This is a genomic window from Novosphingobium sp. SG751A (assembly GCF_013149295.1).
Lineage (GTDB): Bacteria > Pseudomonadota > Alphaproteobacteria > Sphingomonadales > Sphingomonadaceae > Novosphingobium.
On sequence record NZ_JABGCB010000016.1, the window covers coordinates 38,697 to 57,796 of the forward strand.

At 63.5% G+C, this 19,100-nt stretch carries 16 protein-coding genes; 12 read left to right on the top strand and 4 right to left on the bottom strand.

Annotated features, from left to right (window positions below):
- Positions 1-13 precede the first annotated feature (13 nt).
- Entirely contained in the window at positions 14-319 is a 306-nt protein-coding gene (locus FHW96_RS19695) for an alkylphosphonate utilization protein (protein ID WP_172342288.1), read from the bottom strand.
- A gap of 193 nt (positions 320-512) precedes the next feature.
- Here FHW96_RS19695 and FHW96_RS19700 point away from each other — a divergent pair, with 193 nt between their 5' ends.
- The gene (locus tag FHW96_RS19700; protein WP_172342289.1) at positions 513-1,352 is read left to right on the top strand and encodes a hypothetical protein; all 840 of its coding nucleotides are present in this window, start codon (positions 513-515) and stop codon (positions 1,350-1,352) included.
- Positions 1,353-1,589: 237 nt separating this feature from the next.
- On the top strand, positions 1,590-2,840 hold the full coding sequence (locus FHW96_RS19705; RefSeq protein WP_172342290.1) for an MFS transporter: 1,251 nt from the start codon (positions 1,590-1,592) through the stop codon (positions 2,838-2,840).
- Between the two features lie 19 nt (positions 2,841-2,859).
- On the opposite strand, the gene FHW96_RS19710 is transcribed toward FHW96_RS19705, so the two are convergent.
- Positions 2,860-3,600, bottom strand: a complete 741-nt coding sequence (locus tag FHW96_RS19710) for a dienelactone hydrolase family protein (RefSeq protein WP_172342291.1) — start codon at positions 3,598-3,600, stop codon at positions 2,860-2,862.
- 129 nt (positions 3,601-3,729) lie between these two features.
- On the opposite strand from FHW96_RS19710, the gene FHW96_RS19715 reads away from it, so the two are divergent.
- A complete protein-coding gene (locus FHW96_RS19715; protein ID WP_371815767.1) occupies positions 3,730-5,286 on the top strand; it encodes an aldehyde dehydrogenase (NADP(+)) in 1,557 nt (518 codons plus the stop codon).
- 39 nt (positions 5,287-5,325) lie between these two features.
- On the opposite strand, the gene FHW96_RS19720 is transcribed toward FHW96_RS19715, so the two are convergent.
- On the bottom strand, positions 5,326-6,594 hold the full coding sequence (locus FHW96_RS19720) for a LysR family transcriptional regulator (protein ID WP_172342293.1): 1,269 nt from the start codon (positions 6,592-6,594) through the stop codon (positions 5,326-5,328).
- A 449-nt stretch (positions 6,595-7,043) separates the two neighbouring features.
- Between FHW96_RS19720 and FHW96_RS19725 the strand changes: the two genes are divergently transcribed.
- From FHW96_RS19725 to FHW96_RS19760, 8 genes are all read left to right on the top strand, one after another.
- Entirely contained in the window at positions 7,044-8,027 is a 984-nt protein-coding gene (locus tag FHW96_RS19725; protein ID WP_172342294.1) for a PhnD/SsuA/transferrin family substrate-binding protein, read from the top strand.
- Positions 8,028-8,057: 30 nt separating this feature from the next.
- Positions 8,058-9,083 (top strand): amidohydrolase family protein, encoded by a 1,026-nt coding sequence (locus FHW96_RS19730; RefSeq protein ID WP_172342295.1) that lies wholly within the window; start codon positions 8,058-8,060, stop codon positions 9,081-9,083.
- Positions 9,084-9,147: 64 nt separating this feature from the next.
- Entirely contained in the window at positions 9,148-9,999 is an 852-nt protein-coding gene (locus tag FHW96_RS19735) for an amidohydrolase (RefSeq protein ID WP_172342296.1), read from the top strand.
- Between the two features lie 24 nt (positions 10,000-10,023).
- Entirely contained in the window at positions 10,024-11,328 is a 1,305-nt protein-coding gene (locus tag FHW96_RS19740; RefSeq protein WP_172342297.1) for an MFS transporter, read from the top strand.
- A 75-nt stretch (positions 11,329-11,403) separates the two neighbouring features.
- The gene (locus tag FHW96_RS19745) at positions 11,404-12,408 is read left to right on the top strand and encodes a protocatechuate 3,4-dioxygenase (RefSeq protein ID WP_172342298.1); all 1,005 of its coding nucleotides are present in this window, start codon (positions 11,404-11,406) and stop codon (positions 12,406-12,408) included.
- Between the two features lie 18 nt (positions 12,409-12,426).
- On the top strand, positions 12,427-13,281 hold the full coding sequence (locus FHW96_RS19750; protein WP_172342299.1) for an HpcH/HpaI aldolase/citrate lyase family protein: 855 nt from the start codon (positions 12,427-12,429) through the stop codon (positions 13,279-13,281).
- A 4-nt stretch (positions 13,282-13,285) separates the two neighbouring features.
- Complete coding sequence (locus FHW96_RS19755; RefSeq protein ID WP_172342300.1) at positions 13,286-14,845, top strand: acetolactate synthase large subunit; 1,560 nt, start codon at positions 13,286-13,288, stop codon at positions 14,843-14,845.
- A gap of 19 nt (positions 14,846-14,864) precedes the next feature.
- Positions 14,865-15,761, top strand: coding sequence for a phosphate ABC transporter substrate-binding protein (locus tag FHW96_RS19760; protein WP_172342301.1), 897 nt, complete (start codon positions 14,865-14,867; stop codon positions 15,759-15,761).
- Between the two features lie 61 nt (positions 15,762-15,822).
- On the opposite strand, the gene FHW96_RS26520 is transcribed toward FHW96_RS19760, so the two are convergent.
- Positions 15,823-15,954 carry a hypothetical protein gene (locus tag FHW96_RS26520; protein ID WP_256432879.1) on the bottom strand — a complete coding sequence of 44 codons (132 nt, stop codon included), beginning with the start codon at positions 15,952-15,954 and terminating at the stop codon, positions 15,823-15,825.
- 267 nt (positions 15,955-16,221) lie between these two features.
- On the opposite strand from FHW96_RS26520, the gene FHW96_RS19765 reads away from it, so the two are divergent.
- The gene (locus tag FHW96_RS19765; RefSeq protein WP_172342302.1) at positions 16,222-19,032 is read left to right on the top strand and encodes a TonB-dependent siderophore receptor; all 2,811 of its coding nucleotides are present in this window, start codon (positions 16,222-16,224) and stop codon (positions 19,030-19,032) included.
- Positions 19,033-19,100: the final 68 nt, after the last annotated feature.

Sequence of the window (19,100 nt, forward strand, 5' to 3'; positions counted from 1 at the left end):
TACCTCTTGCGCCTTATCTCTTGCGGACGAATTCGGCGCGCAGCACCAGACCCTTGATCCCGTCATAGCGGCAGTCGATCTCCTGCGGGTCGCCCGTCAGGCGGATCGATTTGATCAAGGTGCCGCGCTTCAACGTCTGGCCCGCGCCTTTAACCTCCAGATCCTTGATCAGCGTCACCTGATCGCCATCGGCCAGCAGATTGCCCACCGCATCGCGCACCTCGACCGTATTGGCGGCGGCCTGTTTCGCAGCCAGTTCGGAAGCCGACATCCATTCGCCGCTTTCTTCGTCATACACATAGTCTTCATCAGCGCTCATCGTCTGGCTCCTTTCATTCGGCCCTTGGCACGCCATCGCGGCCTTGGCCATCGGCTCCTTAATCATCCGGCCTCTAACGGGTAACAAATTGTCGCGCTTTGCGCTGTGTCAGCCTGTGTTCACGCGGATCATGGCAAATGTTACAGCAGAATTTCAGACAGGCCACCAATGGCCGATCACCGAGGATAGGCACATGACCCATTCTTTGCAAAAAACCCTGATCGCCGCCAGCGCGATTGCGGTCGGCCTTTCGCCGTTCGCGGCCAGCTATGCCTCGGCCCAGATCGGCGCGCCCTATCCATCCGCGTCGACGGGCCAGCCCTATTCCAATCAGGGGACCTATTCCAATCAGGGCAACTATCCCACTCAGGGCGGTTATCCCAATCAGGCCCCCTATCCCAATCAGGGCGCCAATGCCCAGCAGGGCGGTTATGATTACCGCAATCCCCCGCCCGAACCCGGCGAGCCGCAGGGCTATGACGGCCGCACCCCGCCCCCGCCCCCGCAAGGCTATGTCTCGGGCGGCGAGGATTATGGCGCGGATGCCCGCTATGCCGCCGACGCGGAAAACTGGGCGCGCAACAATTGTGTGAAGTCGCGCGGAAACACCGGTGCGGGCGCCTTGGTGGGCGGCGTGCTGGGCGCGATCATCGGCGGCGGATTGGCCGGGCGCCATGACACGGGCGTGGGCATGGCGGCGGGCGCAGCCATCGGCGCCGTGGGCGGCGCGGCCGTGGCCAGCAGCAGCGGCGGAGAAACCAGCCCCGGTTGCCCTCCGGGCTATGTCACGCGCAATGGCGCCCCCGCCTATGCCTATGCCCAAAGCGATTATGTCTATGCCGCGCCGGGCTGGTATCGCCCGTGGGTCTATGTCGACAATGCCTGGGTCTATCGCCCCTATCCCTATCACAGCTGGTATGCCCGTACCTATCGCCCGATGCCGCGCGCCTATTATGGCGGGCCGGGCCGGGGCTATTATGGCGGGCGCGGCGGATATGGCTGGCGCGGCGGTTATGGCGGCCATCATCGCTGATCGTTGAAAGCCAGTTCGTCAGAAGGCGGAGGGCCGGTCATCGCGCCCTCCCCCTTTTTGTATCATCCCTTGGTTGCTCCCCGATTGCTATCGCGCAGGCCATGGTTTGGATTGGCCGCGCAATGCCTGTATCCCTAACGCTCCCCCCTTGCCCGATCCGTGATGAGGGGGCCATCATGGCCGGATCGGCACAGTTCCTCCTCGACGCGGCCTGCCCGCGCTGATAGCCGGACGACCATGACGCAAGCGCCAAAGCATCCGCTGCATTACCGCGATTTCCAATTCTACTGGCTGGCCCGGCTGACCGCCATGCTGGGGCATAATGCGATGGTGATGGCGCTGGGCTGGGCGGTCTATGACGTGGCGCGCAGCACGTATGGCGTACGCGCCGCCGCGCTGCGGCTGGGGCTGGTTGGGTTGGCCCAATTCCTGCCTTTCCTGATCTGCAACCCGATGGCCGGGCTGGTGGCCGACCGGCATGACCGGCGCAAAGTGGTGCGCGGCGCGCTGATCGGGCAATTGTGCTTTCTGATCCCGCTGTGCCTGCTGGCGGCGCGGGGCGGCCTGTCGTTGATGGTGCTCTATATTGTCGCTGCGGGCTTTGCCGCCTCGCGCGCCTTTTACATGCCGGCGATGAATGCGCTGCTCTCGGCCACGGTGCCGCCCGAAACATTGCCGCGCGCGATTGCGCTGGGGGCGATTGCCGGGCGCGTGGGGGGCATTCTGGGGCCGGTGCTGGGCGGCTATGCCTATGCGGTGTCACCCGGCGCAGCGTTTGGCTTTGCCGCGGTGCTGCTGGTGCTGTCGCTGGCCGCGCAAATGCTGATCAGCGCGGACGCCAGCCATTCGCGCGGTTCGCGGGGGCGCCCGCTCGACCTGATGCGCGAGGGGCTGGCCTATGTCCGTTCGAACCGGCTGCTGTTCGGCACGATCACGCTCGATATGTTCGCCACGCTGCTGGGCGGGGTGACAGCGCTGCTGCCGGTCTATGCGCGCGATATTCTCCATGTCGGGCCCGACGGGCTGGGACTGCTGCGGGCGGCCTCGTCGGTGGGGGCGCTGGGCACGGCGCTGTTCGTGTCATGGCGGCCGGTGGGCAGCCATGTCGGGGCCAAGATGCTGGGGGCCGTGGGCATTTACGGGGCGGGCACGGTGGTGTTCGGCCTGTCCACCTCGTTTTGGCTCTCGGCGGGCTGTCTGGCGCTGCTGGGGGCGGCCGATATGGTCTCGGTGCTGATCCGGCAGACCTTGATGCAGCTTTCCACCCCCGATGAGATGCGCGGGCGGGTGGGGGCGATCTCGACGCTGTTCGTTTCGGCCTCGAATGAATTGGGAGAGATGGAATCGGGTCTTGCCGCCGCGCTGCTGGGGCCGGTGGGGGCGGTGGTGTTTGGCGGGATCGCCTCGATCGCGATTGCGGCGGGATGGGCGCGGCTGTTCCCCTCGCTGCTCGGCGCCCATGGGTTTGAAAACCGCCCGGTGGCCTAGGACCGGGCGGTTTCCCGCCTTATTTCAACACGCCATCAAAAAACGGGATCAATGTCTGCCAATGGCGCTCGGCCTGCTCCGGGTTATGCACGGGCATATCCTCGGGCACCCAGCCATGGCGCGCGGGATAGGTTTCCACCGTAAAATCCGCCCCGGCCTGCTCCATCGCGGCGATCAGGCGGGCCTTTTGCGCATCGTCGAAATTGGCATCCTCAATGGCGCCCGCGACATAGATCTTCGCCCTGATCCGCCCGGCCAGCAGATGCGGGCTGGTGGGCGTGTCATTGGCCAATCCGCCGCCGTGAAACGAGGCCACCGCCGCGATCTGCTCCGGATAGGTGCCCGCCGCGATCAGCGCCAGACGCCCGCCCATGCAATAGCCGGTCACACCATAGCCGCCCGGTGCCACATCGCCGCGCGCATCCAGAACCGCAAGGAAGGCCGGAAAATCGGCCATCACCGCCTTGGGCCCGGCCTTGGCCATGAAACGCTCGCGATGCGCCTCGCGCAGGGTCTTGTCGGTGAACACCACCTTGGGATCGACCGGATCATAGGGCCCCGAACGATAGAACAGATCGGGCAGCAACACGACATAGCCATGGCCCGACAATCTTTGCGCCATATGATGCACCGCAGGGCGCATGCCCGGCCCGTCCATCAACAGGATCACCCCCGGCCATGGGCCTTTGCCCTCGGGGGTATAGGCCCATGCCGGGGCGGTTCCCTCCGCCGCTGTCACCGCGATCTGTTCAACAGCCATGTCTTGCGCCTTCCTCATGAAACCTTGCGGGCGGAATATCGATCAGCCCGCCCGCAGAAGCGATAAGGTTGCCAAAGCGCGCGCGCTCATAGACACCGCCCCACGAGCTATTGAATCTGCGAAGGAGCCATCATGTCGTCTGCCTATCTGATCGGGGCGCAGCGCCGCACCGGTGCCGCCAGCTTTACCGGAATCGAGGCCGCCACCGGCAAGGCGCTGGACGGCGATTTCGCGATCACCACCCCCGATGATATTGCCGAGGCCTGCGCGCTGGCCGGGGCGGATTTCGACGCCTATCGCGAAACCACCCCCGAGGCGCGGGCCGCATTCCTTGAAGCCATCGCCGCCGCGCTGGAGGCCCGCGCCGAGGCGATCGTGGCCCGCGCAATGCTGGAAAGCGGATTGCCGCAAGGCCGCCTGAATGGCGAACTGGGCCGCACCACCGGCCAATTGCGTATGTTTGCCAAGGTCTTGCGCGAAGGCGACTGGGCGGGCGCGATCATCGAACCGGCGCTGCCGCAACGCCAGCCCCTGCCCCGCCCCGACCTGCGCGCGCGCCAGATTGCCGTCGGCCCGGTCGCGGTTTTCGGCGCCTCGAACTTCCCTCTGGCCTTTTCGGTGGCCGGCGGCGACGCGGCTTCGGCGCTGGCCGCCGGTTGCCCGGTAGTGGTCAAAGCCCATCCGGCCCATCCCGGAACCTCGCTTCTGGCGGGCGAGGCGATTGCCGAAGCGGTCGCCGCCTGCGGCCTGCCCGAAGGCGTTTTCAGCCTGATCCAGGGGCCGGGCAACGACATCGGCACCGCCCTTGTCGCGAATCCCCATATCAAGGCAGTGGGCTTTACCGGCTCGCGCGGGGGCGGTTTGGCGCTGATGACGGTGGCTGCAAGCCGTGCGGAGCCCATTCCGGTCTATGCTGAAATGTCATCGATCAATCCGGTTTTGCTCTTCCCCGCCGCTCTGGCCGCTCGCGCCGAAGATCTGGGCCGCGCCTATGTCGGCTCGCTCAGCCTGTTTGCGGGCCAGTTCTGCACCAACCCCGGCGTGGTGGTGGCGCTAGACAGCCCCGACCTCGACCGCTTCCTTGGCGCGGCCTCCGAAGCGCTCAAGGGCGTTGCCCCTCAGGTGATGCTGACGGGCGGGATCGCGGCCGCCTATGCGCGCGGGATCGAGGCGCTGAGCGGGGCCGATGGTGTGGCCGTGCTGGCCGCAGGGCCGGATGGGGATACGCAATGCGGCGCGGCGCGCCTGCTGGCGGTCGATGCCGATGATCTGCTGAGCAATCCGGTGCTCACGCATGAGGTTTTCGGCCCCTCCTCGCTGGTCATCCGCTGCAAGGATGCAGAACAGATCGTCGCGGTTCTCGAAGGGCTGGAAGGGCAGTTGACCGCCACGCTGCATATTGACGAGGCCGACTATCCGCTGGCCGCCCCCCTGCTGCCCATTCTTGAGCGCAAGGTCGGGCGCATCCTTGCCAATGGCTGGCCCACGGGGGTCGAGGTTTCGCGCTCCATGGTTCATGGCGGGCCGTTCCCGGCCACGTCCGACCCGCGCACAACATCGGTGGGGGCCATGGCGATCCACCGCTTCCTGCGCCCGGTCTGTTATCAGGCGCTGCCCGATGCGTTGTTGCCCGATGCGTTGAAGGCGGCCAACCCCCTGGGCCTGCCCCGCCGCCAGTTCGATTGATAGAGAGAGGCCCCGCAACGCCAATTGCGGGGCCTTTTTTTAGATACTTTCCATTTCCAGCGCGGCGGCGGCATTAAGCCGGGCATTCACACTCGACACCGCCATCTGATCGCGGATGATCTGCATGAACATGGCATGGGCGCGCGTGGGCAGCCACCCCGCGCGAGTGGTGATGCCAAAGGCGGGCACCGGCACGATCGGCCCAAAAGGCAGCGCGACCAGACCTTCGCCCTCATGCTGGATCTCGAAAGATGTCATCAGCGTCAGCCGGTCGCTGCCCTTTAACAGATGTTTGATGATTGAGAGGGCCGAAGTCGCCACCGGCGCGCGCGCCTCGGTCCGCCCTTCGAACAGATTGGCGAAACAGGTGCGGCGGCTCGACCCCGGCGCGCCGACCAGCCATTCATAACCGGCCAGATCATCGAGCGTCACCTTCTCACGCGCGGCCAGCGGGTGGTCCTTGCGCGCAACAATCGCATGGGGGGTCCGCGTCAGCGCCTCATGCGCCAGATCATCGGGCGTGTCGGCCGGGATCAGGCCCACCACCATATCGACATCGCCCGCGCGCAGGCTCTTGATCATTTCCACCGCGCTTTCATTGCGCACCAGCACCTGCGCGCGCGGCTCGCGCGCCAGATAGGCCTCCAGCACCGCCCCCAGCAGCACATTGCCGCCCAACGGCATCGCGCCCATGGTGATCGGGGTGATCGCCTCGCCCTGCGCGGCGTTCAGCTCGCGGATGCCCCATTCGATTTCCTGAAGCGCCAGTTTGAAGCGGCGGCCCAGTTCGATCGCCTCGACCGTGGGCACGGTGCCCGCTGCCGTGCGATAGAACAGGGGCTTGCGCAGATTGCTTTCCAGATCGCGCGCGGCGCGTTGGAGCGTGGCGGGTGAAAGGCACAACTGTTCGGCGGCGGGGCCGATATTGCCCGCCTCGACAATGGCGATCAGCACGCGCACCTGCGAGCGCAGCAGCCGGGCCGCTGCCGAGCGCGCTCCGTTGCGCCCGCCCTCGACGTTGAACACGCTGAGCGCTTCCTCGAACTGGGTCAGAAAGCGCGAGACGCGGGCGTAGAAGGCCTCGCCCTCTTTGTTGAGATAGCTGCCGCTGGCCCGCCTTTCGACCAGTCGCGCGCCCACCAGCACCTCCAGCTTGGACAAGGATTGCGTGACCGCCGGCTGCGATAAGTTGCAGTCCTCCGAGGCCCGGCGGACACTCTGCAATCTGCCGATGCTTTCGAACAGTCGCAACTGCCTGAAACTGATCGCATCAATGGCCCCAAAATCATAATTTTTTGTGCTTTTCATGGCCTAAACAACCTGACTCCCCACATCCTTTTTATACCTATTCAAAAGAATGCGCCAGCCCCGATGCGTAAACATCCCGATGGGCGGTTTCGGCAAGGGACGGGAATTGGCAACGAATTGAATTTGCGAAACATCTTTTTCCACCCCTTCGCGCGCCATGCGCAAGGCCCCGCGTCGGCCCGGTCGATTCTCCCCATCCGCGATAAGGATCATTCCCTGAATCGCAACGCCTCCCACGCGCCCGCGCATCACGCGCCTTTCGACGCACCAGAGCGAAACCAGCGAAAATCAGCGCCTAAACGCAGAGGCCCTCGTGCCTACCTCGCGCATTACGGGCCATAATAGGGTGATTGAAAATCCGCCGCGGGTCTTTGGTATCGAGGCACCCACGATTGCCTTTGACGCGGGCTGAGAGGAAGGCATTCTGCAAGTCAGATCAGGAGAGCCTCGTGTCTAAAGTCCACCTGAAAATCGCGGTTGCCGAACATCCGCACACCGCCGCGATCCGCAGCGGCGAAATCGCCATCGAAGGCGTCGATGCCGAAATCGTCACCGTCAAGCCGCAGATCGGCGCGTTCCGCCGCATGGTGCGCGACCTTGAATTCGACGTCTGCGAAATCGCGCCCACGACCTATATTATCGCGCGCGCCTATGGAAAGAAGTTCAAGGCGCTGCCGATCTTTGTCGTGCGCCGTTTCCACCATTCGGGCCTGCTGGTGCGCCCCGATGCGGGCATCAAGACCCCCAAGGATCTGGAAGGCAAGAATGTCGGCGTGCGCGCCTATTCGGTGACCACGGGCGTGTGGACCCGTCAGGTGCTGATCGACGAATTTGGCGTCGATAACAACAAGATCAACTGGTTCGTTGACGACGAAGAACACGTTCAGGAACTCCAGCTCCCCGCCAATGTTTCCCATGTGGCCGCAGGCGACAGCCTTGCCGACATGATGGCGCGCGGCGACATCGTCGCCGGTTTCGATGCCGCCGCCGGCATCGGCCGCACCGGCGCGCCCACGGGCGGATGGCAGGAAGTGGAAACCAACTATCCCGACCTGTTCCCCAATGCGGTCGAACTGGAAGCGGAATATTACGCGCGCACCAAGATCTATCCGATGCACGGCACGATCGTGGTCAAGGATTCGGTGCTGGAGGAACACCCCTGGGTCGCCCGCTCGATCTATGACGCCTTCACCAAGGCCAAGAACGCCTATCTGGAAAAGCTGAATTCGGGCGAGGCCACCGGCCCCACCGCCGACAAACATCGCGCGATCCAGAGCATCGTCGGCCCCGACCCGCTGCCCTATGGCATCGAGGAAAACCGCGCGACCATCGAGGCGCTGGAAAAGACCGCCTTCGATCAGGGCCTGACCCCGCGCCGCATGAGCATGGACGAACTCTTCGTCGATCCCACCAAGATTGCGGCGCTCGCCTAAATTCGGGGCGTAAATTCGGAGCCTTTCCCAATGATTATCGATTGCCACGGCCATTTCACCACCGTGCCCAAGTCGTTCCGCGATTTCCGGGCGGCGCAGGTGGCCAATGCCGAAACCCCCAGCAGCGCCCCGCCGCTCTCGGCAGCCCATGTCTCGGACGATGAAATCCGCGAAGGCGTGGGCAATGGCCAGTTGAAGCTGCAACAGGAACGGGGGTCCGACATCACCCTGTTCTCGCCCATCGCCGGCCTGATGAGCCACCATCTGGGCAATGAACGCACCAGCCTTGAATGGGCCACGATCAGCAATGATCTGGTCCGCCGGGTGTGCGACATCTATCCCGAGAATTTCGTGCCGGTGGGCATGTTGCCCCAGTCGCCCTATGCCCCGCCCAAGAATTCGGTGCCGGAATTGAAACGCATCGTGAATGAGCTGGGCTTTGTCGGCGTCAATGTGAACCCCGATCCCACGGGCGGCTACTGGACCGGCAAGCCGTTCACCGACAAGGAATGGTATCCCCTGTTCGAGGCTCTGTGCGAGCTGGACGTACCCGCGATGGTGCATGTGGCGGCCTCGTGCAACCCGAACTTCCACGGCACGGGCGCGCATTATCTGAACGCCGATACCTCGGTGTTCATGCAGATCCTGCAATCGAACCTGTTTCAGGATTTCCCGACGCTGCGTCTGGTGATCCCGCATGGCGGCGGCGCGGTGCCCTATCACTGGGGGCGCTATCGCGGCATGTCGCTGGAGATGATGGACCGCCCGCTTGAAGGGCTGCTCGACAACATCTTCTTCGACACCTGCGTCTATCATCACCCGGGCGTTGAACTCCTCACCAAGGTTGTTCCCACCAGCAACGTGATGTTCGGCAGCGAAATGATCGGCGCGGTGCGCGGCAAGGACCCCTGCACCGGCCATTATTTCGACGACACCAAGCGTTACGTGGACGCCTGCGAGGCGCTCTCCGAAGCCGACCGCCACGCGATCTACGAGGGCAATGCCCGCCGCGTCTATCCGCGCCTCGACGCGCATCTCAAGGCCAAGGGCCTGTGATGAACCGGGCGGGGCGCGCGATAGCCGCCCCGCCCCACACCATAATTTCCGGGAGGGAAATTCCATGTCCTCTATCTGCGATATTCACCCGCATATCATCTCGGACGATGAAAACCGCTATCCGCCCGCGCCTCTGTTCGGCAAGCGTTCGGACTGGTCGCAGGAGCGGCCCAATACGGTGGAAGCCCTGATCGCGGCGATGGATGAGGCCGGCGTGCACAAGGCCGCCGTGGTCCATTCCTCGACCACCTATGGTTTTGACAATGCCTATGTGGTCGATGGCTGCAACGCATACAAGGACCGCCTGATCGCGGTGGGCAGCGTGGATGTGGCCGCCCCCGATGCGGTGGCCACGATCAAGGACTGGGTGGGCAAGGGGCTGAAGGGCCTGCGCATCTTCACCGGCGGTTCGACCAAGGATTTCGACCCCACCGAGCTGGAAAACCCCACCGCCTATCCCGCATGGGAATTGCTGGGCGAGTTGGGCATTCCGATGTGCATCCAGACCGGCCCCATCGGCCTGCCGCAGGTGCGCGATCTGGCCACGCGGTTTGGCAATGTGAACATCATCCTGGACCATCTGGCCCGCCCCGATGTGCTCGACGGCCCGCCCTATGCCAATGCGCAGAGCCTGTGGGACATGGGCGACCTGCCCAATATCTACATGAAGCTGACGCCGCGCATCATGGGCGATGTCAAAAAGGGCGAGGCCAGCCCCGAGACTTTCTTCCCCAAGGTGGTGGAAGTGTTTGGCGCGGACCGACTGGCATGGGGCTCGAATTTCCCCACTTCGCCCGGCACGCTGAGCGAAATTCGCGCCACGGCTGAAAATCGCCTCGCCTGCCTGTCGGATGAGGATCGCACATGGATCTTCGGCAAGACCGCGCAGAAGCTCTATCCCGATCTGGCCGACTGAACATAACACAAGAGAGGTCCTGCAATGGCTGCGTCCCTTAATTCCCCGGCAACGGAAACGACAGAAACGGACGAAGCCGCAGGCCTCTCCGAAACTTCATCCGGCCCGCGCTGGTTCATCCTGTTCCTGCTGGCGCTGGGGGTGCTGATCTCCTTCATCGACCGCACCAGCATCGGTTCGGCCATTGCCGACAAGGGGTTCGTCAAGGAATTCGGCCTGTCCAACGTGGGCCGGGGCTGGATCAATTCGGCCTTCTTCTGGTCCTATGGCATCGCGCAGGTGCCGATGGGCTGGCTGGTGGACCGCTATGGGGTCAAGCGCCCCTATGCGATCTTCTTTGCCCTGTGGTGCGTGATCAGCGCGATCACCGGCACGATCACGCTGCTGCCGGTGCTGTTCGGCGCGCGCCTGCTGGTGGGCGTGGCCGAGGCCATCGTGATCCCGGCCTCCTATCGCTGGATCCGCAACAATTTCGAGGAAGGCCGCAGCGGTCTGGCCGTGGGCATCTTTGCCATGGGCAACAAGTTCGGCCCGGCGATCGGCGCTCCGGCGGCGGCATGGCTGATCTATAATTATTCTTGGCGCGCGGTGTTTTACGCCATGTGTGCGGTGGGCGTGCTGTGGCTGGCCTCGTGGGTGTTTCTGGTGCGCGATGACATGCCGCGCCCAGAGGAGCGCGCCGCCATCGCCAAGCGCGCCTCGGGCATCACGCTGGGCGGGGCGCTCAAAAGCCCGGTCGTGTGGGGCGGGATGCTCACCAATTTCTGCTATGGCTATTTCACCTTCTACTGCATGACCTGGATGCCCGCCTATCTGGTGGAAAAGCGCGGGCTTTCCTTGGCCAAATCGGGCGTGTTCACCTTCTTCAGCTTTGCCGGGATCGCCATCATGGCGGCCATCGCGGGCTGGGCGGCGGATTACCTGATTTCCAAGGGGCGCGATCCGGTGCTGGTGCGCAAGGGCTTTGTCATCGCCGGTTTCTTCGGCGGCTGCACCGTGCTGCTGGGGTCCACAGCGTCTGACCTCAACACCGCGCTGTTCTGGAATGTCACCTCGCTCACCCTGCTGGGTCTGGCCACGGCCAACAATCTGGCGCTGTGCCGCCTGACGCTGATCCCCAAGCAGGCGGTCGGTCTGGTGACGGGCATTCAACAGGTCGCCACCAGTCTGGCGGGCGGCGTTTCGGCCAGCCTGTCGGGTTGGCTGCTGGCGATCAGCGGCTCCTATGATCTGCCGATGAAGGTGATCTTCGTGTTCCTGCTGATCGGAGCGGCGGGCACATGGGTTCTGCTGCGCCCCGAATGGGCGCCCAAAGTGACCGAAAACTGATCCCCCACAAGCCAATCGCGCCCGCAGGCCCATCGACAGGTGCCGGGCGCGCCCAAGATCAAACAAGAGGATATCATGGCCAAGATCGTATTTGGTATGGCGGTGCCGCACAGCGGGATGCTGGGGCAAAAGCCTGAAGACTGGCTGACCAATGGCGACCGGGACCGCAAAAACCCGGCGCTGTGGTACAAGGGCAAGACCTATACCTATCCCGAGCTGGAGGCCCTGCGCGGGGCCGCCTTTGCCCCCTTCCTGACGCTTGAGGAACGCACCGAGCGCGCCGCCCGTTGCCGCGCCGCTCTGGATGAAATGGCCGAGGCCTATGCCCGCGCAAACTGCGATGTGGTGATCGTGCTGGGCAAGGATCAGAAGGAAATCTGGCCCGACCAGTCGCCCTCGATCACCATCTATTCCGGCGAGGAAGTGCATAACGGCCCGCCCCAGCGCCCGGTCTATGCGCCCGACCACCATGTCGTGCATCAGGCCTATCCCGAATTTGCCACCTATCTGATCAACAAGTTTCAGGCCGAGAGCTTCGACCTCAACGATCTGATGGCATGGCCGCAGAACACCTGGATGGAAGCGCGTCAGGGCTATGCCCCCGATTATCCGGTCGTGCCCCATGCCTACAGCTTCGTCTATCACCAGATCATGGGCGATGATGTGCCGCGCCATGTGCCGGTGCTGTTCAACCTGTTCTATCCGCCCACCCAGCCTTCGATGAAGCGCTGCATCGAATTTGGCCGCGTCTTGCGTGAGGCCATCGAGGCATGGCCCGAAGATGTCCGGGTGGGCGTGATCGCATCGGGCGGCCTGACCCACTTCGTCAACGATGAAGAGTTCGATCGCGATGTGATGGGTAAGCTGGCCGCCTATGATTACGAAGGCCTGATGACCTATGACGACAGCTGGTATCAGTCCGGCACGTCGGAAGTGAAGATCTACTCCATTGTCATGATGGCCCTGCAAGCCACTGGCGCCCAGATGACGCTGGTCGATTACGTCCCCTGCTGGCGCACCGAGGCCGGCACCGGCGAGGGCATGGGCTTCATGTACTGGGCCGCGCCCGAAACCAACTGATCTTCAAGGAACATTCCCATGACCACCCGCCTCAACGGCATCATCCGCGCGTTCGAATCCGGCAAGCCCGCCTTCACTTGCTTTGCCAAGTCGGACAAGCAGAGCGCCATCGACCTTCAGGACAGCCCCTATGACGGCCTCGTCGTCGAAATGGAGCATAATCCTTTCGACATGAACGCGCTGGGCGATTTCCTCCAGTATCTTCTGAACCGCAAGCAGATCTTCAAGGCCGAGAGCCTCACCCCCGCCGTCACGCCCATCGTCCGCATCCCCGCCAATGGCGCCGAGATGGACCAGTGGCAGGCCAAGCAGGCTTTGGACCGCGGCGTTTATGGCGTCATCACGCCCCATGTCAAAACCGTGGAGCAGGCCTATAATGCGGTCGCCGCCTGCCGCTATGCGAGGCCCAAGAACGTGCCTTTGTATGAACCCAAGGGCCTGCGCGGCGATGGTCCGGCCACGGCTGCGCGCTATTGGGGCGTGTCTCAGGCCGAATATTACGAGCGCGCCGATGTCTGGCCGCTGGCCCCCCAAGGCGAATTGCTGGTGGGCCTGATGATCGAAAGCACCGAGGCCATCGAGAACCTCGACGATATGCTGGCCAATGTGCCCGGCATCGGCTTCTGCCTGATCGGCGAGGGCGATCTGTCTCAGGAACTGGGCTATGCGCGCCAGTATGAGCACCCCGAAGTGCTGGGCGCGATGGCCAAGATCGTTGAGACCTGCAAAAAGCACAATGTGGTGGTGGGCAATCCCCACACCAATGCCAAGAATGTCGAACGCCTGATTTCCGAAGGCTATGGCTTCCTGATGTCGGCGCCCCAGCGTTCCTATGGCGTCATCGGTCAGGCGCGCGAAATGGCGGGGTATTAACGCCATGACCCAGCCCCGGAACGGCGCGACAACGCTGGTCAACACGCTGGTCGATGGCGGCGTCGACATCTGCTTTGCCAATCCCGGCACGTCGGAAATGCATTTCCTCGCCGCCCTCGACAATCCCCGGATGCGCTCGGTGCTGTGCCTGTTCGAAGGCGTGGCAACCGGGGCGGCGGACGGCTGGTATCGCATGAAGGAAACGCCCGCCTCCACCCTGCTTCATCTGGGGCCGGGTCTGGCCAATGGGCTTGCCAATATCCACAATGCCAAACGCGCCAACAGCGGCATGGTCAATATCGTGGGCGAGCATTCGATCTCGCACCTCAAATATAACCCGCCGCTGTCTTCGGATATCGAGGGTCTGGCGCGCCCGCTCTCGCACTGGGTCCGCCGCGCCGACAGCGCCGACACCATCGCATGGGACGCAACGCAGGCCGTGCAGGTGGCCAGCGAGCATCCCGGCAAGATTTCCACGCTGATCCTGCCCGGCGATGTCTCGTGGCAGAGCGTAAACAACCCCATCGTGCCTCCGGCGCGCGGGCCCTCGCGCAAGGCCCCGCTTCAGGCCCGCATCGACCATATCGCAAAGGTGCTCAAATCGGGCGAACCGGCGATGATCATCCTCGCCAATCGCGCCACGCGGGGGCGGGCTTTGGATCTGGCGGGCCGGGTCGCACGGGCCACCGGCGCGCGTCTGGGTTCGCAATTCTTCACCGCGCGGATCGAGCGCGGCGCGGGCCGCACGCCTATCGAGCGCATCCCCTATGCCGTCGCGCAGGCCACTGCCTTCCTTTCCGATTTCCAGCACCTGATCACCGTGGAAACGGTAGAGCCGGTCGCCTTCTTCTCCTATCCCGACAAGCCCAGCCTGATGAAAAAGGAAGGCACCAGCGTCCACGCGCTGGCCGAGGCCGATGAGAACAGCGAGCTGGCGTTTGAAATGCTGCTCGACGCGCTGGGCGTGAGCGCGGATGCGCCGCAACTGATCCAGCCGGCGCTGGAAACCGTGCCGCCCACAGGGCCGCTCAACCCGATCAGCATCGCCCATGCGCTGGCCGTAGCGATCCCGGAAAACGCCATTGTGGTGGACGAAAGCCTGACCACCGGGCGCGAGAGCATGGGCCTGACCATGGGCGCGGCGCCGCATGATCTGATCAACAATATGGGCGGCTCGATCGGCTATTCGACGCCGGTTGCCACCGGCGCGGCGCTGGCCTGCCCGGACCGGCCCGTCATCTGCATGGTGGGCGATGGGTCCGCGATGTACACGATCCAGTCGCTCTGGACGCAGGCCCGCGAGGGGCTGAACATCACCACGATCATCTTTGCCAACAACAGCTACGCCATCCTCAAGGCCGAATATGCCAACATGGGCGCCGGTACGCCGGGGCCTCAGGCGATGGCGATGATCGACATCGGCAATCCGCGCATTGACTGGCTGGCCATGGCCAAAAGCATGGGCGTGCCTTCGCAGCCGGTGGAAACGGCCGAGGATTTCACCCGCGCGCTGGCCGATGCGGTCCGGCAGCCGGGGCCGAAACTGATCGAAGTTCGACTGTAATTTCAGGGAGAGACAAACCATGGCAACCGTGGAAAACGGCATGCTGAGCCTGCGCACCAATCTGGCGGAATCGCCCTATACCAAGGCGATCCACGATGGACGCGTGATCTCGGATATCGTGAAGCTGGATCTGTGCGGGCCCAACCCCGCGCAGGGCGGGTTCAAGGACATGCTGCGCCGCAATATGTACGATTGCGGCGAACTGGCCATCGTCACCTATCTTCAGGCCAAATGCTACAACAAGCCATGGGTGCTGCTGCCCGCGCCCGTTTCGGGCCGGTTTCAACACCATTGCGCGGGCTTCAACCGCGAGCTTGGCCATCTGAACCCCAAGGATATCGAGGGCCGCAAGGTCGGCGTGCGCACCTATGCCCAGACCACCGGATTGTGGGTACGCGGCATTTTGCAGCATGAGTATGGTGTCGATCTCAACAAGGTGAATTTCTACACCGTGGGCGAGGGCCACCTTGAAGAATATACCGACCCGGAAAACTGCACCCGCCTGCCCAAGGGCAGCGACATCGGCCAGATGATGCTGGACGGCGAACTGGCCGCCACGCTGCAGGGCGTCGACCTGCCCAAGGATCCGCGTGTCGAACGCCTCATCCCAGATCCCTTCAACGCGGCCAAGGCATGGTTCGCGCGCGAAGGCGTGGTGCCCATCAACCACATCTTCGTCGTCCACCAAGACCTGACCCGCGACAACCCCGAGGCCGTGCGCGAAATCTATCGCATGATCTGCGAAAGCCGCGATCTGACCGAGGGTGGCCTGCCCGATCCCTTCCCGCCGATGGGCGTGGAGGCCAATCGCAAGGGGCTGGAACTGGCCGTGGAATGGGCGTTTGAGCAAAAGATCATTCCACGCAAGCTGAGCGTGGATGAATTGTTCGACGATGTGACGGCGGCTTTGGGGTGATTTTGGGGGTGATTTTTTGATGCCTCCGGCGGGCAAAGAGACTTGTCCCTTTGCAATCCCGTTACTGTCCTTGCCCCGCTGTGAATTCGGCCAAGGCTGATCTGCGCAGCGTTGAATGTTCAAAGCCTGCGGCGCCAAACAGTGTAACCTCGCCGCGCCGCAGGCCATCAAACCCCCGCCCCATGCGCGCCATGGCCAATCCGGCCCCACCCCATAACGGGATTGCAAAGGGCCCCGCCCTTTGCCCGCCGGAGGCCCCCTTCCTCCCTTTTTAAACCCACACCTCACAAGACAGGTAATCAATCCGTCCCGCCGTCAAATTGATCGGCCCGCAACCGCGTGAGCGGATATGTAACGTTTCAAGGGCGGGTCGCCGCTCTGGAGGCAAACGGGCCATGGAGGCGTCATCCAAAGCGATGGCGATGGCCCACAAGATATAAACACAGGTAGAGAGAGCAAAATGCCGAAAATTCTAGCCGCCCTGATGGCGGGCACCAGCTTTGTGACGCTTGTCGGCGCCGCGCAGGCGCAGGACGCCACCCCGGCACAGGATATCATCGTCACCGGTTCGCGCGTGGTCAAGAATGGCGATAACAGCCCGACCCCGGTAACCGTGGTCAGCACCGAGAGCCTTAGCAATCTGCGCCCGACCAGCCTGACGGAATCGATCAACACGCTGCCGGTTTTCTCCGGTTCGCGCGGTCAGTTCAGCAATCCGGGCGTATCGGGCGGCGTTTCGGGCGGCAATGGCAGCGCGGCCCAGCTGAACCTGCGCAATCTGGGCGGGGTGCGCAACCTGGTGCTGCTCGACGGGCGCCGCGTGCCGCCCACGTCCTATACCAACATCGTTGACGCCGACGTGATCCCGCAATTGCTGGTCAAGCGCGTCGACACGGTGACGGGCGGCGTTTCGGCGGTTTACGGTTCGGACGCGGTTTCGGGCGTGGTCAATTTCGTCACCGACACGAAGTTCGAAGGGCTCAAGGTTCAGGCGCAATATGGCCTTTCAACCTATAGCGACGACCCTTCAATGAATGCGGCCATCGCATGGGGAAGCAAGTTTGCCGGCGGGCGCGGCCATTTCGAGATCAGCTATGAATATCGCAACGATGACGGCATCATGCGCCGCTCGCAGCGCAGCTGGTTCAACCGCGCGGTCGTCGTGGGCAATGGCACGACCATCCCCTATTCGCTGATTACCAACGGCACGCTTTCGGCCCAGCCCTTTGGCGGCAAGATCATCTCCTGCGGCACGGGCTGCGCGCTGGCGGGGCAATATTTCGCCAGCAACGGGGTGCTCTCCAGCTTTACCAACGGCACGACCTATAGCGGCACGACCACGCAGAGCGGGGGCGCGGGCGGCTATCTCGACATGTCGCTCAAGGCTTCGCAGCGTTCGCATCAGGTCTATGCCCGCACCGATTATGATTTCAGCGACAATGTGCACGGCTTCCTGACGCTGAGCGGCAATTTCAAGAAGAACGTGTCCTATGGCAGCGACATCAGCCTGGCCAATTACACGCTCTCGACCGGCAATGCCTTCCTGCCCTCGGCCTATGCCTCGCAGATGACCGGTTCGACCTTTGTGCTGAGCGAGATCAACACCCAGATCGAACGTGCCCGTTTCGAGCCGCAAACCCGCCAGTTGATGGCCATCGCGGGCCTCGAAGGCAAGCTGGGCGAGTATAACTGGAACGTCTCCTATGTGTATGGAGACTCGCGCCTGTCGACCACCAGCTATAACACCGTCAACAACCAGAAGCTCTCGGCCGCGCTTGACGCGGTCAGCACCGCCAGCGGCCCGGCCTGCTATGCCGCAACACAGGCCGCCACCGCATCGGCCTATGCCAATTGCGTGCCGCTCAACCTGTTCGGCCCCAGTGCGTCCAGCCAGGCCGCGCTCAACTACATCATGGACACCACCCATTATGTGGCCACCACGCGCCAGAACGACCTCAACGCCGCCATTTCGGGCAGCCCCTTCAGCACATGGGCGGGCGAGGTAACCGCCGCGCTCTCGGGCGAATGGCGCGCGCAGTCGTTTATCTCGCAGAGCGACGCGACGCCCTCGATGTATGCCGACTGCACCAATCTGCGCTACAATTGCGTGGCGACCGGATCGCGCACCCTGCTCTATGCCGGGACGCTGGCGTCGAACCCGCATGTCTCGCAATCAGTGTGGGAGGTCGCGGGCGAAGTGAACGTGCCGCTGCTCAAGGACGTGGCGCTGGCCAAATCCCTGGCGATCAATGCGGCGGCGCGCTACACCAAATATAACACGGTCGGCACCTACTGGACGTGGAAGCTGGGCGCGGACTGGCACATCATCGAGGGCCTGCGTTTTCGCGGCACGATTTCGCGCGACATCCGGGCGCCCACTCTGAACGACCTGTTCTCCTCGACCGCGATCACCATGGTCAACAATCAGGATCTGAAGACCGGCGCCACCAACCTGCTGCCATCGGTCAATGTGTCGAACCCGAACCTGACGGCCGAAATCGGCAATACGTGGACGGCGGGCCTTGTGGCCAAGCCCTCCTTCCTGCCCGGTTTCAGCCTTGCGGTCGATTATTACGACATCAAGGTCAGCAATGCGATCACCACGGTTCAGGGTTTCCAGCCCACGATCCAGCAGGGCTGCAACACCGGCGGCCTGTCGATCTATTGCAACCTGATCCAGCGTGACAGCAGCGGCAATGTGACGGCATGGTATGTCCAGCCGATCAACCTGTCGAAGATCACCACCTATGGTCTGGATGTCGAGGCCAACTATGTCGGCGCGATTGCCGGGCATAAGCTGGCCCTGCGCGGTCTGGCCGCCTATCAGCCCCATATCCGCTATATCCAGCCCGGCGTTGCCACGGTGGATCAGGGCGGCGTGGCCTTTGGCACCAATGGTCTGACGGCCAGCCCCTCGTGGCGCCTGACCGGCACGGCCAGCTTCAACGTCACCGACACCCTGCGCGTCGATGCCATCTATCGCTGGCGCAATGCGATGAAGCTGTGGGGCGACCCCTCGGTGATCTGGGCCACGGGTCAGGGCACGGTGGCGCCCTTCGGGCAACTGGGCATGAACATTTCCAAGACCGTCACCCTGCCCCACAATGGCAAGGCGGATCTGTTCTTCAACGTCCAGAACCTGTTCAACGCCACCCCGCCCGCGGCCAATGCGCCGGGCACCTCGACCGCGCCGGGCGGCTTTGGCGGCTTCTCGGTGGTGGACGATGCGGTGGGCCGCTACTTCACCGCCGGTTTCCGCGCCAAGTTCTAACATAGCCCCTAGGCCCCCCGGTCCCATCGCGGATCGGGGGGCGCTTTTTGTCTTTTATTCTGATGCGG